This is a genomic window from Rhodococcus sp. T7, assembly GCF_009872365.1.
Taxonomy (GTDB): Bacteria; Actinomycetota; Actinomycetes; order Mycobacteriales; family Mycobacteriaceae; genus Rhodococcus_F.
This window is the reverse complement of record NZ_WXYH01000389.1, coordinates 411,269-426,265: the sequence shown is the minus strand read 5'-3', so window position 1 is coordinate 426,265 and position 14,997 is coordinate 411,269. Positions and strand designations below refer to the sequence as shown.

The following is a 14,997-nucleotide window of genomic DNA, read 5'->3' as shown; positions in this document are numbered from 1 at the left end:
AACAACGACTCATCGCGTCGTCTACGCTGTCAGTCGCCGCATGAAATCCGGTGTCCACTCCCGAGGGGCAACCTCACGTGTAATTTGCCCCGAAGAGGTCAACGTAGTTCAGGTCACCGAGGACGCGTCCTGCGCCGAGATCCCAACCGGGAATCTTCCCGTCGTCGAATCGAACCGGAATCAGCCAGGTCACGCCGGGTGCCATCTGGCGGAACTCCTCGACGGCGAGAGTGAGTTCTTCGTTCATGACGGTCTTGGGCCGTGCGCGGGAGTTGTCGGAGAAACACGCGAGGAAGATCAGTGCTCCTGATCGAATTGCATCTCGGATTTTTGCCTTCCAATTGTCGCCGGGGGCGAGTGATGTCCGGTCTCTCCAGTAGGGGATCTGGGCTGCGTCAAGGATTTTGCAGAGTTGGTCGACCTGCTGTTGATCCTCTTTGACGTAGGAGATGAACACGTGTTTGCCCTCGGCTGATGTCACGCCGAGATCGTATCCTTCCCTGATCCGGGGCGATGGCATGTACCTGTGTGGTGTCGTCGGGGGCGTCCGGCGGTTTACCGGCGTCGGGTGTGGGGTGGCGGCCCGCCGGGTCAGGGCAGCTCCGTGTTGAGGCACGCAATCATCCCGAACAGCTCACCCGGAACTGTTCTGGTGCCATGGAAGTCGCGGAGCGAGCGTGCTGCCGAGGAGGGCACTATTACATCGAGGAGTCAGTTTGGGTGAATCTGATGCTGCCTTGGGACGTGAGTGGGTGGTGATCGATCCCGCCACAGTCGACGGAGGTGGGTCGGACTTGGGCCCCGACGACGGTACACCCGCAACTGCTAGTAGACCGTCGCGGCTAAGTGTTGGGATATAGGTGGCGGAGTTTGATGCGGGCGTCGTCGGTGGTGAAGTGCCACTGGACCTGGCGTTGATCGGCGTTGGTCTGTCGTTGCCAGGCGGCGAGTTCGGCGTTGAGGATTCCGAGGTCCTCGATGTGCCGGTCCAGGTACTGGCGGGTCAGCGCGGAGAGCTCGATCTCGGCGATGTTGAGCCACGAGCCGTGTTTGGGGGTGTGGTGGATCTTGAGCCGCTGCGCGAGCGCGAACGCCTCGGCCGGCTCGAAGGCCTCGTAGAGCGATCCGATGCCGTGGGTGCCTGAGGTTGTCCATCACCAGCAACACCGTCTCTGCGTCGGGATAGTCCACGCACAGCAGGTCTTTGACCTGCCCGGCCCAGTCGACCTTGGTGCGCCGGGGCTGGGAATCGACACGCCGCCAGCCGGCCAGGGGCTCGACCCAGCAGAAGATCGAGCAGGTCCCGTGCCGCACGTACTCGGAGTCCTCCTTCAGATCGCGTCCCGGGCCCGCTGGGATCGGGTCATGCGCGTGAGCGAGGAGCTGGTAGGGATTCTCGTCCATGCACACCACCGGGCGTGAGGGATCGTGGGGGCGGGCGTAGACCGACAGGATGTCTTCCATGCGGGCCGCGAACTCTGCGTTGGCCCGCGGCGGGATGGTCCAGCACTTCTTCAGGTGAGGACGAAGTTTCGTTTTTTTAAAACCCGGCCGATGGTCGAGTGGTCCAGGTCGGGGATGTCGTCGACCAGGGCGACGTGCTTCTCCAGCAGTCGCAGCGACCACCGCGACCGACCCTCGGGCGGCTTCGAGCAGGCCAACGCAATCAACCTGGCCTCGATCTCACCAGTGATCTCCCGACGGCACCGGTGGGAGGTCACGCTGCTTGCGACCGATCGTGGCCTCCACGTCTCGACCGGTCTCAGCGAACCGATTGGCCACCAGCCGCAACGTCTCACCCGAGACCCCCAACCGTGCCGCGATCACCTCCTTCTCATCAACCACCCCGACCGAGGTGTCCAGCGCCAGCAACACCCGGGCCCGCCGGATCATCGGGCAGGTGCTGACCTGGACCGTCGACGAAGCACCGGAAGCGGACGGATGGGAGTTCGCGCACCTGTACCCGAACGGCGCTCGGGCGCACCGCACCGCACTCCTGCCTGACGGACATCGCAACCGCGGTGACGACTGGCGGGGAAGCCCGGATGGGGTTGCTGCCATGGCGGCTTTGCTGCGGGTCAGAGAATCGTGCGGCACTCTGTCGCGGCGTGGACCGCGGACGGCTCGAATGACAGGATGGCCAGGTCACGACGCCGGCGTTGGGGGCGGTTCGGGTGGTGGCGCGGGCGCGCGTCGGGGTGGGTGAGGTCGCGTACTCGCACGTCGAGGAGTTGGGCTAGGGCTATTGTCTGATCCCAGGTCGGGTAGGCCTGGCCGGCCTCCCATAGGTCGACGGTGGGTTCTTCTGCGTGGCAGGCGATGTCGACGGTGGGCCCGGAGTGTCGGCCGTTGTCGAGGAGGTGGCTGATGTACCAGGGGACGAGCTTGCCGGCTTGCCAGAGGTCGTGCTCGTCGCTGTCCGGATCGACGAAGGGACCACTGACGGCGAATTCGCTCGCGAATAGCCTGAGGCGCGCGAGGTCCGCCGGCGATGCTGATTCCACGCTCTGTTCGACCCCCGGCTGATCGCGGGCGGTTGCGGATCTGCGACGAAAGAACTTGAACATGGGTGCTCCTGTCGGTGTGAGGGCGGACCGTGTTAGCGCTCACCCAGATGTCAGCGGCGGATCGTTCAGGGGTGTATGTCGTTTTGTCGTCGTATCTTATGGGCGTCACGGCCGACGCTGCCGGCGGTCGATGGTTCCGTGACTTGGCCTGCGCGAGCCTCTGACGTGGGCAGTGTCCTGTCTTCGACACGAGAATGAGGGCATGGTCGTGGAGATGAAGCACGATGGCCTGCGGACGGCGGCATCCGCCGCCGGCCCCCTGTCGCCCGTGAGGCTGCGGCACTTGGGTGACGATGGCCGGCATCACCGGCGCCGTCCGCGGCCGGCACCGCATTGTCACCACGAGAAGCGACGATACCGCGCCGCGTCACCCGGCTCTGATCGGACGAGCATGGTCGACACCGACCCACCCGGCTCAGTGGTGGGTAGCCGACTTCACCTACACCTGGACGTTGTCGGGATTCTGCTACACCGCGTTCTGCGTCGACGTCTTCTCCCGCCGGATCCTCGGCTGGCGAGTGATGACCAGCAAATCTACTCCGCTGGTCACATCGGTGCTCGAACAAGTATTGTTCACCCGACGTCGACACGACTTCCACTTCACAGCAACCGGTTTGGTGCATCACTCCGATTAAGCCGAGGTTTTCGTTAGCCGAGGAATTCAGGGTTAGGGCTGGTCAGCTGCTTATGTCGGTCGGATTTTTCGGCTTAACGTTTCCGATTCATCGAAGGTGCAGAAGGATCGCAGTGCGTTTTCGGTGAGGTGGTGTTCGGCGGGGCGCCGGGGTTGAGGAGGCGGCGTTGACGGCGGCGCGCGTCAGGTCGATGGTGGCGAGTGTGTAGAAGATGGTGGTGGTTGGTACCTTTCGTGGCCGAGGAGACGCATGTCGGCGACAACGACGGCACCGATTTGGTGCTCGTCTTGTCCATTGCAACATCCTTCCCATTGGGGCAATGGACACCGACAAACGTACGCCAGGCAATCAATCATTAAGCCGAAGAATTCCTCAGAAATCTCTGCAGCACAGAAATACAGGCACTTCCTCGGCTTAACGAAAACCTCGGCTTAATCGGAGTTAAGCCGAACTCGGCTTAACTCCGATGCGGGAAGCCAATACACGTCGCTGGCCTTCACCCATGTGCTGCAGGAAGCCGGCATCGTCGGATCGATCGGCAGCGTCGGCGACGCCCTCGACAACGGACTCATGGAATCGGCGATCGGCTTGTACAAGACCGAGCTCCTCGGCCGCCATCCGATACTGAAAGGGAGGGCCGAACTCGAACGCGAAACGGCTGCGTGGGTGCACTGGTACAACAACAGCCGGCTTTCCGCACTCGACTACCTGACACCGGTCGAGTACGAAGATCGCTACCATCAACAGACCACCTCGAGTGAGGTGGCGTAAACCGGGAGTCTCTACCGAATCCAGGACGCTTCAGTTATGGCGGACGGCGGGTCCTGTGGCAGCAGGCGTTGCGTCACGCATTCCCCCACAACACGAATGATCCCAATGGGTACATCGTCGCCGACCGGGGCGGGCGTTTGCACGGCCTCCGTAACCGCGTCTCGCACATGGAGCCCCTGCTCGGCGTGAACATCACCGCCCGGCACAACGACGCGCTCCGCATACTCGCCGCGATCAGCCCCGAGGTCCGGGACTGCTGCGCGGGCATGAGTACGGTCATCGAGATTCGGCGGAAGTGCCCCATCAGGCTCTGACCAGATCGTCTGGCCACGAGCAACGGCGGGCGTTACCGCATCACCAGCAGTGCAGGGGGGGCAGCGCCGCCGGCAGCTTCTACGGTTACAGCGGCTTCGACGGCGGTGGAGGATATTCCGACTGCGGAAACGGCGGCGGTTGCAACTGAACAACCACGGGCGTGAGAACTTCCATTCCAGCGCCACCGAACTGAGCGCGGTTCCAGAAGAAACGCCGATTACCGATCTTGGGGAGTCAGAGGTGAGCGTCCCGAATTTCGCGGATTTTTTTGGGGTTCCATAGACGCTGCGGTCGATATGTCGTCGATGGAAGGCCCATCGCCTCCGGGGGACCGCAGGCAGAGCCTCGATGAGATAGGCCGCCGCCGTCTTCGGATACGCGGGCAACGCCGTGTCGTCGTGACCAGTGCACCAGCTCTCGAAGCGCCGCCACGTCGGCGCAATGGCACGGTGGGCGCGCTTCCAGCGGGATGTGGACATTAGCGGGATGTGGACATTACTGCCCGAGAGGGGCAGCGACCGCCTCCGACATGCCGGCGATTCGCAGGTCCGGACGTGGCGGTGGAGGTCGGGGTTGACGATGTGTCGCGCGTCTAGATCGCTCGTTCAGATCGTTCTTGCTCGGCTGCTTCGTCCGGCAGCGACCGATCGGGAGTTGAGATAGCTTCCTGAGTAGGTCATGGAGCCTCACCGGGGACGACGTCACCCCAGGCCGCGCGCGAACCTGACTCGCCGATTCGGTAGACCTGCACGATGGTGCTGGCCGCCACGACGATCGCGAGAATCGCGACGATCCATGTGAGCGGGCGTGACGGTCCCGCCTTTCGTTCGCGGAGGTGTACCGCGGTGATGGCCAGTGCGATCAGCAGAAGCGCCGCGGAGAAGTAGATCATGGTGTCGCCGCGTTCGGTGTGCGCATCCACGGCAGCAGTGTCAGTAACATTCTTTTCGAGCCATTGCCCGGCGTCGGTGGTCAGCGGGGTCAAAGCAGTGGTGACGGCCGCGAGCACCAGTGTCGGCCACACCAGTCGATGCCGGGCGGTCGGCCACACGCTGCACAACATGACGAGAACCGCTGTCATCGGCGCGAGTACCACCATGAAATGGACGAGCAGTACATGTACGGGTAAACCGTTGACAGTGGACATGGGCCAATTGTTCAGATTCGTGCTGAGAAAGCGCTGAAGGTCAGCTGTGGCGGAGGCTGCGGTGTGGTCACAGTTCTGACCGTGTGCTGAGGACGGCGCGTAGGCCCTTGTTGAACAGATCGGTGGAATACACCAGTTTGGCGTCGATACCGTCTGGTGCACCGGTGCCGTCGTGCCGTTCGGTGAAATAGAAATGCGGATCGCATTTCGCGATGTCGAGCGGACTGGGCGTGATGTCGAAGTGAGTCCGTCGACATCGCGTTCGGCGGGGGCGAAGTTTTCGAGCGAGATCGCGACCTGGAAGAACGGGTGCAACGACGGTGACCGTGCGGGATCGAGGATCTCCACCAGGCGCTCGAACTGCACATCCGCGTGCGCGAACGCCCGCAACTCGATGTCCCGAGCAACGGGCCACCAGGTCGTCGAAGGTCGTGGTCGACTCCACCTGTGTGCGCAGGACGACGGTGTTGACGAACATTCCCACGACGTCGTCCAGGCTCGGGTGGCCGTGTCCGGCGACGGGAGCGCCGATGGCGATGTCGGTGGCGCCGCTCAGCCGGGCAAGTAGTAGCGTCACCGCTGCGTGCAGTGCCGTGAACAGGCCGGTATGGTGGGTGCGCGCCGCCTCGAGCAGTGCGCCATGGACGGCCGGGGCGATGGCGAAGGGCAGGCGCGCCGCCCCGTAGGACCACTTCTCGGGTCGGGGGCGATCACTCGGGAGCGAGAGCGCTCCGGTCAATCCTGGCCAGTTCCTCTGTCCAATAGTCGATTTGGGCATACGCGAGACTTCCGGGGTCATCCTCGCTGTCCGAGGACAGCCCGCCGCCAGAGGGTGTAGTCCGCGTACTGCACCGGAAGGTCCTGCCACTGCGGCGCCGAGTCGTCCGCCCGCGCGCTGTATGCGAGGACGAGGTCGCGCGCCAACGGCGCCAACGACCACCCGTCCACGCCGATGTGGTGGAACGTGCAGGCGATCATGTGGTCGTCGGGCCCGAATTCGAAGACCCGAATCCGGAGGGGTGGATGAGTTCGGACGTCGAATCCAGCTGTAAGGACCGCCCTGATGTTTCTTCGTCGGCGGGGGTCGGGGACGGCGTCGGCGAGCAGGTGTTGGTAGGGGCCGGCGGGAGTGTCGGGGTAGATGGTCCGCAGTGGCCGGTGCCGTTCGAGCACATCGGCGACCGCACGTCGAAGAGCGGTGTGGTCGAACGCGCCGCGAACACGGAGGGTGAACGGAATATTGTAGTGGGCGGGCGCGGTGACGGTTCTGTCGATGAAAGTCTGTGCCGGGGAAAGCGGGAGTCGGTCGGGCAGGGGTATCGCGCCGAGCCGGTGGCGATCCGTATCGCGCGTCGATTCGCCGATCCGGGTGGCCAGCGCGGCAACCGTGGGCGCGTCGAACACGTCCCGCCCCCCGAGATCGGTACCCCAGCGATCATTGATCCGGGACACCACTCGGGTCGCGGACAGCGAGTCGCCACCGAGGTCGAAAAACGAGCTGTCGGCACCGACCGCGGAGGCACCGAGGACCTGCGAACACGTCGGCGACGGCGTGTTCGGTCGGTGTCTCGGGATCTCGTCGAGACCGTGCGCCGTCCTCGAAGGTGGGATAGGGCAGCGACGCACGGTCGAGCTTGCCGGTGGGGGACAGGGGTACCGAGTCCACGAGCATGATTGACGCGGGGACCATGTAATCGGGGAGGAACCGCCGGACTCGTGCATGGAGCTGCTCGACGTCGAACGTCTCGGGCTCGCGCGGCAATACATACGCGACGAGCACCGGATTCCCGGTGGACCCGCGATGCACCACGGTGCGGCAAAGGTGATGTCGGGATGGTCCGAAAGAGCCGCGTCGATCTCGCCGAGCTCGATCCGCAGACCTCGGATCTTCACCTGATCGTCGGCCCGGCCGAGGAACTCGAATTCGCTGTTCGTCGACCAGCGGATGTGGTCTCCGCTGCGGAACATACGCGAGCCCGGTTCGCCGAAGGGGTTCGCGACGAACGTGGCGGCGGTCAAACCCGGACGTAGGTGGTAGCCGCGGGCGAGACCCGCTCCGCTCAGATGCAATTCGCCGGTGGCGCCGGGGGAGCGGACGCAGATTCCGATCGAGCACCACGGCGCGCACCCCGCGCATGAGGGGCCGATCGTGACCGGTGACTACGGATCCATCGGGTCGGTCAAGGTGACACTGCACGTGGTTTCGGTGGGAGACCGTATGCATTTCGCATGTCACGGCCTTGGGCCCAGCGTCGGACCAGCGGGGGCGGGCACGGTTCGCCGCCGACCAGCACCAATTGCAACTCGTCGAGACCTGCCGGGTCGACGGTCGCCAGGGAGGAAGGGGTAGCCAGCAGATGGGTGATGTGGTGTTCCCACAGGAACTTGGCCAGTTCCCGACCTCCGAAGGCGGTTGCGGGGGCCACGACCAGGGTGGCGCCGGCATTGGCGGCGGCCAGTATCTCGACCAGGGCGGTGTCGAACGTCGGTGAAGCGAGGTGCAGGAGACGGGACGCTGTGGAGATACCGTATTTCTCGCGAATCTCTTGAGCGAGGTTCGCCAGTCCGGCGTGGGTGACGACGCACCACCTTCGGGGTGCCGGTGGAACCGGAGGTGTAGATGACGTAGGCGGGGTGGTCGCGGCGGAGGGAGTGTGTGCGTTCGAGGTCGTGTACGGGTCCGGATCGCTGATCACCGCACAGTTCCTCGGAGTCGAGCGCAAGCCATTTGAGTGAGTCGGGTAGTCGATCACGTGCCTGCGAGACGGCGAGTCCGATCGCGGCGCCCGAGTCCGCCACGGTGTACGTGATGCGATCGGCAGGATGGCAGGGGTCGATCGGAACGAACGCGGCTCCGGACTTGACCACCGCCCAGAGGCCTACCACTGATTCGATCGATCTGGAGTCCGCCACCGCGACAAGCGTTTCGGGGCCGGTGCCCCGAGAGATCAGTGCCCGGGCCACCCGGCTGGACCGCCGATCCAGTTCGACATAGGTCAGCGCCCGTTCGTCTGCTCGCAACGCCACCGCTTCGGGATACTGCTCGGTGGGCAGTCCGCGGCACCGGATGCGGGCACGAAACCGGTGCGCTCACCCGGAAGGAAGAGGCCGAGATCCGCGATCGCGGTCGAGGAGTCCGCGGCGGCGAACGTGTCCAGGAACGCGATGAACCATCGATGGTGGGCGCCGAGCTTGTCGTGGCTGTATGCGGTGGAGTTGCCTTCGAAGTCGATGCGCGGCAACGATCCGATCGATCCCGGGTACACGTTGATCGCCAGTTCCGAGGTCGGCCCGGTGGTCAGGACCTGCACCTGTCCGGTCACACCGCCGAAGGAGATCTGCTGTGTGAACATCATCAGGTTGATGACCGGTCCGAACGGCGCCGGATCGGATGGGGCAGACGCGGCTGCGCCCGAATGGCGGTCGCGTCCGATGTCCTCGCGTCGATACCGCTGGTGGCGGAGGGCGGCGGTCAACGCCGCCTGGGTGGGTTTCATCGCCTCCCCGACCGTGGACGAGCGGACCCGCCGTCGCCGCAACGGCAGCATATTCGATACTGATCCTGCGGAATTACGCAGTAGAGCACTAGTTCTGGCCGAAACGGGCAGTGAGAGAAGGATGTTCTCGGCGCCGGTCATGAGGGCGAGGAAGGCGGCGAACGCGGACACGATCACCGCCGCCGAACGGAGCCGCCGCGGTCGACGAGGGCGTTGCCCCGGGCGGAGACGGCGCCGCTGACCCGGTGTGCCGCTGCGCCGGGTGTGCTGCTGCGCCCGAGAGTCACTGCGTCCGGCAGGTCCGCTGTCTCGCCAACCCAGAAATCACGATCGCGGCGTCTCTGGTCGGACTGCTGGTAGCGCAGGTCCTCGTCGAGCAGCTGCCCGGGGTGCACCACCGGATGGGCGGGAGCTTCCCGCTGTTCGAGGGCGGCGACGTACAGTTCGGCGGTCCGGCCGATCAGTGTCATCGCGCCGTATCCGTCGAGGGCGATGTGGTGGGCGCGCGAATACCAGAAGCAGCGGCTGTCGGTGAGCCGCAGGATGTGTGAGACCACGAGGTGCTCGTCGTACATGTCGAGGGAGATCTTGCGGTCCCGTCGCATCCATTTCATGAGCTGCCTCCAGCGGCGCGTCTTCGGCGCTGAGGTCGACGACGGTGACCGATACGTTCGCGGCCGGTGCGACGACGACGGCGTGGGGGTGACCGTCGACGTCGACGAGCCGAACGGATCCGGCGCCGAGTTCGCGGTGGGCCCGCTGGTTGGCGGCGGTCAGCAGGTCGAGGTCGACGGAGCCGCGGAGTTCGGTGTACTGGGCGATGACGAAGGGCACCTCGGGGGAGAGATGCTGTGCGAACCAGATGGCCTTCTACGCCCCGGTGAGCGGAAGGGTCTCCGGTCGCCCCGGCAGGGCGCACACCGAGGGCGGCCCATCGATCGACGAGGTCATGCCGCTGCCCTCACGACAACGATCTCCTCGGCCCTGTGCACTGGAGTGATCAGACCGCGTACCTCGAGCATCTGGATGCGCGAGGAGAGAACCGGACCGAACGGGACCTCGGCCCTCGCTGCGATGTCGACGCGCAGCCCCTGTTCTTCGAGGATGTTTGTATCATCTCGATTCTCCGCTGAGTGAGGACTGGGCGATCAGCAGTACCCCGTCCGCGTAGAGGACATCCGGTGCCTCGATACAGATCCGGTCGAGCAGTGCCCGTCCGTTCCGTCCCACGCCCGCTCGCCCCCGCGGCTTGGCAGCTCATCGTTGGGGGCGGGAACGTAGGGAGGATTGGTGACCACCAGGTCGAACCTGTCGGCGCGGACCGGAGCGGTCAGGTCGCCGCGCGCACGACCCGGATCGACCGGCGATGCATCGCGGCGTTGAGCCGCGTGTTGAGCCTAGCGCGGCGGGAGAGGTCCACTGCCGTCACCCGGCCGGCGCCCGCCGCGAGGGCCCCCAGGCTCAGTGCCCCCGTTCCGGTGCACAGGTCGAGGACCCGGGAACGGGGTCCGAGTTTCTGCGATGCGAGTACCTGTGCCAGCAACCAGGTGTCTGCCTGTGGCGGATATACCCCGGGCAGGCGCAACAGCACCGGTACTCCTCGCGATTGCGGCAGCGGTCATCACCGACTCGTGGACGATCCGGAGTGGTGGCTACACACACGGCCTTTTCGGTCGTGCGGTGCAGCATAAGATCCGCGGTCGTCGAGTCCACCAAAGGATCGAAACACGGACTTGTCCTCTCGCACTGTGTGCTTGCCCGATCGTTCCCGCCGGGGCTCGGCCGCTGGGGCCAGATGTCCTAGGCCGGCAGGCTTCCGGTCTCGAGGAAAATGACCCGCCGCCGATCTCAGCAGTGTGGTCACAGAATCGTTCGTAGAAGCGGCCGAGCAGAGTGATGTCGACAGCGGCTTGTACCCCGTGAGGCCATTGCTCGGCTTGGGTGATCGTTTACTCTCGGCTATGTGCACGGCGAGTCCACCCATGCGTCGTAGGTCGCCGACAGCACGAGGCCGCCGACCATGACACGCAGATCATGCGCGACGGGCGCCTGCAGCGGGAGCAGCGAGAACGCCCGCTGCTCCCAGGTCGTGGCGTCATTCTCGAGTGCTCCGCTCGCGTCGATGACACGCTCGGCCAGAGTGAGGTCCGCATCCAGCAGCGCGTTCGTCGCATCCGACACCGCGGTGACGGTCAGCGCGCATGTCGCGGCCAAGCCACCGGTCAGCCCGTCGATGCTATCCGCGAATCGTGTGCGCATCCGCTCACGGTCAGTGGGCACTGTGCGAGCGTCGTCGGGCGTCCCAACATCGTTTACCACCTCCACTGCACCGCGTGTGCATCACGCGCAGCGGCGGGTGATGCACCAGTGCCTGCTGCTTTCGCGTGTATGTATTGAGATGGATTGAATCGACGGTCGTCATCGGGCAGCCGTGTTCCTCTCGTCGCAACGAGCGTCGAACGGGAACAGCGCAACGATCGGTGGGCTGCAGGATATGGATAACGAGGGGACTATCCACGCATCTCACGACCCCACTCATGGTCTCCGTCACCGCCTTGGGCGATCAGCACGATGGCCAGGATCGTGTAAAGAATCACCGCCAGAAGGAGTAGACCGCCGGCGATCCACAGCGACAGTTGCCCGAGCCGGCGCACCCGGCGGGAGGCGTCCACGGCGCCTTCGACGTCGCCGCTCGCCCACCGTGGATACACATCGAATGCATGGTTGAAGGCGGAGAAAGCCAGCGGCCAGAAGAACACGAGCGATGCCACGGCCCAACCCGCATTGCTGCTGGGTCTCGGTTCGGCGGGGTCGTCGGCGCCGCGCTTGGCTGGGGGTTCGTTCGCGGCGCGGCCGGTTCGGCAGGTGTGGATTCTGGTGTCGGCGAGACCATGATGGACTCAATGTCGGTCGGGATCTGCCTGACGGTACGGGACCTGTGTTGAGAATTCGCTGAGAAGCCAGCCGATTCCGTTCTAATACCATTGCCGTGCAACAACGTTGCGGAGGTTAGGACGTCCTCGGAGGCCGGTGTCCTCATCGGGGATGAGGCGGAGACGAGCTGTCGATGCTCTCGGGTTCGAACGGAGGCCGTATTCCACACGTCGAGGATGCGTGAGAAAATCGCCCGCTTGCCTGCTGCGGTGGGGTGCAGGGGCCGCGTGAACGGCTGGGAGATGAGCCATCACGACCGTTCGTGGACCGGTTCGCGGTCTGCCACGGTTTCTTGGTGGCGGATGTGGGTGTAGACGATGAGCGCCAGCAAGATCACGGCGAGCACTGCCGATGAGCCCACCGTCCCCAGCGCCAATCCGCCTTTGTCGTGCGGCTTGCTGAACAGGTCCCCGACCGTCGCACCGAGCGGGCGGGTCAGCACGAACGCAGCCCAGAAAAGGACAGTGCCGGAGGACGTGGTGAAGTAGTGGGCGCCGAGGATCAACGCCATCACGGTGCCGATCAGGAGGGCGCCGCCGGCGAAGCCGAGACCGGAACTGTCGGCGAGGAAGTCGCCGAGCGAGGTGCCGAGGGTGTTGGAGAACAAGATGGCGGTCCAATAGAGCAACTCGCCTCGGAAGGTGCAGATCCGTTCGACATCGAAGGTATCGCCGAACCGACTCCAGATGGCGAAGACGCAGGCCAGGCAGGTGATGAGAATGAGTGCGCCCTTGGCGTAGCCGAGTCCGGCGGAGCGGTTGAGGAAGTCGGACATGGTAGTGCCTGCGGTGCTGGTGGCGACGATCACTGTCCAATACAGGGCGGGATGAAACGTCTTGGCCTTCAGCTGGGTGACGAGGCTGACGAGGAACAGTCCGATGAACAACACCGAGGCTGCGGCGTAGCCGATGTTCAGGGTCTGGGCGAGGAGATCACCACCGGTTTCGCCGAGCGTGGTGGCGGCGATCTTCATCACCCAGAAGATGGCGGTGATCTGGGGGAGTTTCTTCATGATTGCTCCAGTCGCTGTGCGCGGCAACGGTCACTGGGACGCTCGCACGATGCGTGGTGCGGCAGCACGAGTGCTGGTCATTCATACATCTGCGGTGCCCCCACGGTTCTGTGCTGGTCGGGTGGTGCAGGTCGAACTGGTCGACGCTGGGGTGTCGGCGGGGCTCGCCGACACGTCCGGGATGGTTGTGCGCGGCTGCGCCGACGGAGTCGCGACGTCGTCGGGTGCGCACCGCATTGATCAGCAGCGGCACCAAGGAGACCACCACGACCGCGATCAGGATCACCTCGATGTGGTTGCGCACGATCGGTATCCCGCCGAGAAGGTATCCCAGGACGGGTACGCCCGTACCCCACAGCACACCCCCGATGACGTTGTAGGTCACAAAGGTGCGGTAGCGCATGCCGGAGGCTCCCGCCATCACCGGGGCGATGGTCCGGGCGACCGGTACAAATCGCGCGAGGAGGACGGTGCGCGGCCCGTAGCGGTCGAAGAAGCGCCGCGACTGCTCGAGCTGCTTCGGTCCCAGCCTCGTCGCGCTGGGACTGTCGAACACCGCCGGTCCCACGCGTCGGCCGATGAGGTAACCGACCTGATCGCCCAGGATCGCAGCGACAGGTATGGCGATCACCGGCACCCACAGGGGCGCGAAGGGCTGAAGTTGGGCGGCGAACACGCCGGCGGTGAACAACAGCGAGTCGCCGGGCAGGAAGAAGCCGACGAGAAGCCCGGATTCGACGAACACTGCGCCGAGAACGCCGAGCAGACCGAGGGCGCCCAGCAACGTCGGCACATCCAGGATGCCGATCCCCCAGTGCCATGCTCATGCCGCGGCCCCGTCGTCATCGCGTGGTTGCTGACGGCCATTCCGGGCGATGACCGGACAGCCAGCAGGCACCGGTCTCGGTTGCCGCGAACGCCGACGCCAACTCCCGTGTCCTCCAGGACTTGCAGTGTCGATGCGCCCGGGCCCCGGCGACGCTCGCGCGACGGGCTCAGCCATCCGTCGCGGCGAACACCGCTGTGCCTGCGACGAGCAGGGCCAGCGGTAGCACGGTCGTGCTGCACCTCGGTGAGCAAGGTCGTGGGCGCCGCCGCGCAGCCTGCCGAACCGGGCGAGTCGGCGTCGAAAGCGCGACGGTGTCAGTGCGTGTCTCACGCCTGCAGTCTTGGCGCGGGGTGCTGTGGTGACGCTGAGGAAGCCGCACACTCTCAGCCAGTATCGGGTGTGACCTGGAGTTTCGTTCATCGGTGAGCGGTTTCTCGGCGAGTCCACACTGGGCTGGGGCCACCCTCGCAGTAATAGCCGGCATGAGGGCAGGAGTGGGCCATGACGTCTACCAAGGACAGGCCGGTTCACCCGCCGACCTCGCCGCCACCACGTCGGCGCGCCGGTCGGCGGACAGCGCGCCGGATCGTCGGCGTGGCCGTGACCACCATGGTCCTTGCCGCCGCGATGTCGTATGCCCAGGCGTTGCTGGCTCCCGGTTACGCGACGTGGCAGGACAAATCCTCCTCGTGGCTGCGCGACCACGGCGCCGCCCCATTACTGAACCTGTACGAGAACTGGCTCTACACGCGGCATCCGCCGTCGAACGCGCAACCCGACCTGAGTCAGCTCGCCCCCTCGTTGCACGTTCCCGGTGTTCCCGGCCGGGACGCAGCAGCCGCGACTGGCCCTGCCGCTGCTGCCGCACCCGGCAAACACGCCACCGGTCATGTGGTCACCGGGTCGTGCCGGCCCGGAAGGCACGCCCTTGTCTTATACCGCGGTGTTCCAACCCGATGCCGCGCACCGCGGCGTGGTCGCCGGTGCGCGGCAGACCTCTGCGCGCGGGGTGACGCTCATCTGATGGAGGGCACCGAGCAGCCTTCCAGTTCGCCAAACCCGGCAGACGCTCGGGTGCCGGTGGGTGATGCCGTCGTTGGTTGCCGCGTTCAACTCGGGTTTCAAGCTGAAAGACATTCGTGGTGGCTTCCATTGGAACGGGATCCTGGTGCGGCCACTGGTCGACGGACAAGCATCGGTGGTCATCGACGACTGAGGTTGCCCCTCGGGAGTGGACACCGGATTTCATGCGGCGACTGACAGCGTAGACGACGCGATGAGTCGTTGTTC

Annotated in this window: 18 protein-coding genes and 6 pseudogenes; 6 read left to right on the top strand and 18 right to left on the bottom strand. The window is 65.1% G+C overall.

Translation table 11 applies throughout. The annotated features are described in order from the left end of the window. Window positions 1-73: 73 nt before the first annotated feature. Window positions 74-481: a toll/interleukin-1 receptor domain-containing protein gene (locus MLGJGCBP_RS46000; RefSeq protein WP_043827270.1), complete on the bottom strand. Its 408-nt coding sequence runs from the start codon at window positions 479-481 to the stop codon at window positions 74-76. 379 nt (window positions 482-860) lie between these two features. Between MLGJGCBP_RS46000 and MLGJGCBP_RS52715 the strand changes: the two genes are divergently transcribed. Further along, on the top strand, window positions 861-1,145 hold the full coding sequence (locus MLGJGCBP_RS52715) for a hypothetical protein (RefSeq protein ID WP_043827272.1): 285 nt from the start codon (window positions 861-863) through the stop codon (window positions 1,143-1,145). A gap of 369 nt (window positions 1,146-1,514) precedes the next feature. On the opposite strand, the gene MLGJGCBP_RS52710 is transcribed toward MLGJGCBP_RS52715, so the two are convergent. From MLGJGCBP_RS52710 to MLGJGCBP_RS45985, 3 genes are all read right to left on the bottom strand, one after another. Beyond that, window positions 1,515-1,661 (bottom strand): hypothetical protein, encoded by a 147-nt coding sequence (locus MLGJGCBP_RS52710; protein ID WP_236581202.1) that lies wholly within the window; start codon window positions 1,659-1,661, stop codon window positions 1,515-1,517. Window positions 1,662-1,683: 22 nt separating this feature from the next. Continuing rightward, on the bottom strand, window positions 1,684-1,893 hold the full coding sequence (locus tag MLGJGCBP_RS52705) for a hypothetical protein (protein WP_236581715.1): 210 nt from the start codon (window positions 1,891-1,893) through the stop codon (window positions 1,684-1,686). Between the two features lie 185 nt (window positions 1,894-2,078). Then, window positions 2,079-2,567: a hypothetical protein gene (locus tag MLGJGCBP_RS45985; protein WP_012686814.1), complete on the bottom strand. Its 489-nt coding sequence runs from the start codon at window positions 2,565-2,567 to the stop codon at window positions 2,079-2,081. Window positions 2,568-2,872: 305 nt separating this feature from the next. Here MLGJGCBP_RS45985 and MLGJGCBP_RS45980 point away from each other — a divergent pair. The 3 genes and pseudogenes from MLGJGCBP_RS45980 to MLGJGCBP_RS52700 form a co-directional block, all read left to right on the top strand. After that, a pseudogene (locus MLGJGCBP_RS45980) lies at window positions 2,873-3,199 on the top strand (DDE-type integrase/transposase/recombinase); the annotation flags it as partial. Window positions 3,200-3,661: 462 nt separating this feature from the next. Next, window positions 3,662-3,973: pseudogene (locus tag MLGJGCBP_RS45975) on the top strand (transposase); the annotation flags it as partial. Between the two features lie 68 nt (window positions 3,974-4,041). Then, complete coding sequence (locus MLGJGCBP_RS52700; RefSeq protein ID WP_012686817.1) at window positions 4,042-4,287, top strand: hypothetical protein; 246 nt, start codon at window positions 4,042-4,044, stop codon at window positions 4,285-4,287. 677 nt (window positions 4,288-4,964) lie between these two features. Here MLGJGCBP_RS52700 and MLGJGCBP_RS45965 read toward each other — a convergent pair. The 5 genes and pseudogenes from MLGJGCBP_RS45965 to MLGJGCBP_RS53430 form a co-directional block, all read right to left on the bottom strand. After that, on the bottom strand, window positions 4,965-5,435 hold the full coding sequence (locus MLGJGCBP_RS45965) for a DUF2231 domain-containing protein (RefSeq protein WP_012686818.1): 471 nt from the start codon (window positions 5,433-5,435) through the stop codon (window positions 4,965-4,967). 67 nt (window positions 5,436-5,502) lie between these two features. After that, entirely contained in the window at window positions 5,503-6,174 is a 672-nt protein-coding gene (locus tag MLGJGCBP_RS53440) for a condensation domain-containing protein (RefSeq protein WP_258085248.1), read from the bottom strand. Window positions 6,175-6,230: 56 nt separating this feature from the next. Beyond that, window positions 6,231-6,839, bottom strand: a complete 609-nt coding sequence (locus MLGJGCBP_RS53435; RefSeq protein WP_258085261.1) for a condensation domain-containing protein — start codon at window positions 6,837-6,839, stop codon at window positions 6,231-6,233. 18 nt (window positions 6,840-6,857) lie between these two features. Next, a pseudogene (locus tag MLGJGCBP_RS52690) lies at window positions 6,858-7,157 on the bottom strand (phosphopantetheine-binding protein); the annotation flags it as partial. After that, a pseudogene (locus tag MLGJGCBP_RS53430) lies at window positions 7,129-7,215 on the bottom strand (hypothetical protein); the annotation flags it as partial. The pseudogenes MLGJGCBP_RS53430 and MLGJGCBP_RS52690, both read right to left, overlap by 29 nt. 53 nt (window positions 7,216-7,268) lie before the next feature. Between MLGJGCBP_RS53430 and MLGJGCBP_RS53930 the strand changes: the two are divergent. Then, entirely contained in the window at window positions 7,269-7,466 is a 198-nt protein-coding gene (locus tag MLGJGCBP_RS53930; RefSeq protein ID WP_236580985.1) for a hypothetical protein, read from the top strand. A gap of 149 nt (window positions 7,467-7,615) precedes the next feature. On the opposite strand, the gene MLGJGCBP_RS52680 is transcribed toward MLGJGCBP_RS53930, so the two are convergent. The 9 genes and pseudogenes from MLGJGCBP_RS52680 to MLGJGCBP_RS45935 all read right to left on the bottom strand — a co-directional run bounded on the left by MLGJGCBP_RS52680 (window position 7,616) and on the right by MLGJGCBP_RS45935 (window position 13,671). After that, entirely contained in the window at window positions 7,616-8,131 is a 516-nt protein-coding gene (locus MLGJGCBP_RS52680) for an AMP-binding protein (protein WP_236581714.1), read from the bottom strand. Continuing rightward, window positions 8,082-8,462, bottom strand: a pseudogene (locus tag MLGJGCBP_RS53420) (AMP-binding protein); the annotation flags it as partial. The gene MLGJGCBP_RS52680 and the pseudogene MLGJGCBP_RS53420, both read right to left, overlap by 50 nt. After that, a complete protein-coding gene (locus MLGJGCBP_RS53415) occupies window positions 8,432-9,103 on the bottom strand; it encodes a condensation domain-containing protein (protein WP_268960731.1) in 672 nt (223 codons plus the stop codon). The pseudogene MLGJGCBP_RS53420 and the gene MLGJGCBP_RS53415, both read right to left, overlap by 31 nt. 2 nt (window positions 9,104-9,105) lie before the next feature. After that, window positions 9,106-9,546 (bottom strand): condensation domain-containing protein, encoded by a 441-nt coding sequence (locus MLGJGCBP_RS53410; protein WP_012686824.1) that lies wholly within the window; start codon window positions 9,544-9,546, stop codon window positions 9,106-9,108. A gap of 333 nt (window positions 9,547-9,879) precedes the next feature. Further along, window positions 9,880-10,523 (bottom strand): annotated as a pseudogene (locus MLGJGCBP_RS45955) (HemK2/MTQ2 family protein methyltransferase). A gap of 368 nt (window positions 10,524-10,891) precedes the next feature. Next, window positions 10,892-11,212 (bottom strand): hypothetical protein, encoded by a 321-nt coding sequence (locus tag MLGJGCBP_RS45950; RefSeq protein ID WP_236580986.1) that lies wholly within the window; start codon window positions 11,210-11,212, stop codon window positions 10,892-10,894. A 230-nt stretch (window positions 11,213-11,442) separates the two neighbouring features. Next, window positions 11,443-11,703, bottom strand: a complete 261-nt coding sequence (locus MLGJGCBP_RS45945; protein WP_012686827.1) for a CD225/dispanin family protein — start codon at window positions 11,701-11,703, stop codon at window positions 11,443-11,445. Window positions 11,704-12,116: 413 nt separating this feature from the next. Continuing rightward, a complete protein-coding gene (locus MLGJGCBP_RS45940; RefSeq protein ID WP_012686828.1) occupies window positions 12,117-12,878 on the bottom strand; it encodes a COG4705 family protein in 762 nt (253 codons plus the stop codon). Continuing rightward, the gene (locus MLGJGCBP_RS45935; protein WP_012686829.1) at window positions 12,799-13,671 is read right to left on the bottom strand and encodes a DedA family protein; all 873 of its coding nucleotides are present in this window, start codon (window positions 13,669-13,671) and stop codon (window positions 12,799-12,801) included. The genes MLGJGCBP_RS45940 and MLGJGCBP_RS45935 overlap by 80 nt, the downstream gene beginning before the upstream one ends. Window positions 13,672-14,794: 1,123 nt before the next feature. Here MLGJGCBP_RS45935 and MLGJGCBP_RS53405 point away from each other — a divergent pair. Next, window positions 14,795-14,923, top strand: a complete 129-nt coding sequence (locus MLGJGCBP_RS53405) for a hypothetical protein (RefSeq protein WP_258085249.1) — start codon at window positions 14,795-14,797, stop codon at window positions 14,921-14,923. The last annotated feature ends 74 nt before the right edge of the window (window positions 14,924-14,997 follow it).

Bases quoted from the DNA above. Each gene is read 5' to 3' on its own strand.
- MLGJGCBP_RS45985 (WP_012686814.1), bottom strand. From the start codon at position 2,567: ATGTTCAAGTTCTTTCGTCGCAGATCCGCAACCGCCCGCGATCAGCCG.
- MLGJGCBP_RS52705 (WP_236581715.1), bottom strand. From the start codon at position 1,893: ATGATCCGGCGGGCCCGGGTGTTGCTGGCGCTGGACACCTCGGTCGGG.
- MLGJGCBP_RS53410 (WP_012686824.1), bottom strand. From the start codon at position 9,546: ATGAAATGGATGCGACGGGACCGCAAGATCTCCCTCGACATGTACGAC.
- MLGJGCBP_RS53930 (WP_236580985.1), top strand. From the start codon at position 7,269: ATGGTCCGAAAGAGCCGCGTCGATCTCGCCGAGCTCGATCCGCAGACC.
- MLGJGCBP_RS45965 (WP_012686818.1), bottom strand. From the start codon at position 5,435: ATGTCCACTGTCAACGGTTTACCCGTACATGTACTGCTCGTCCATTTC.
- MLGJGCBP_RS53405 (WP_258085249.1), top strand. From the start codon at position 14,795: ATGCCGTCGTTGGTTGCCGCGTTCAACTCGGGTTTCAAGCTGAAAGAC.
- MLGJGCBP_RS45940 (WP_012686828.1), bottom strand. From the start codon at position 12,878: ATGAAGAAACTCCCCCAGATCACCGCCATCTTCTGGGTGATGAAGATC.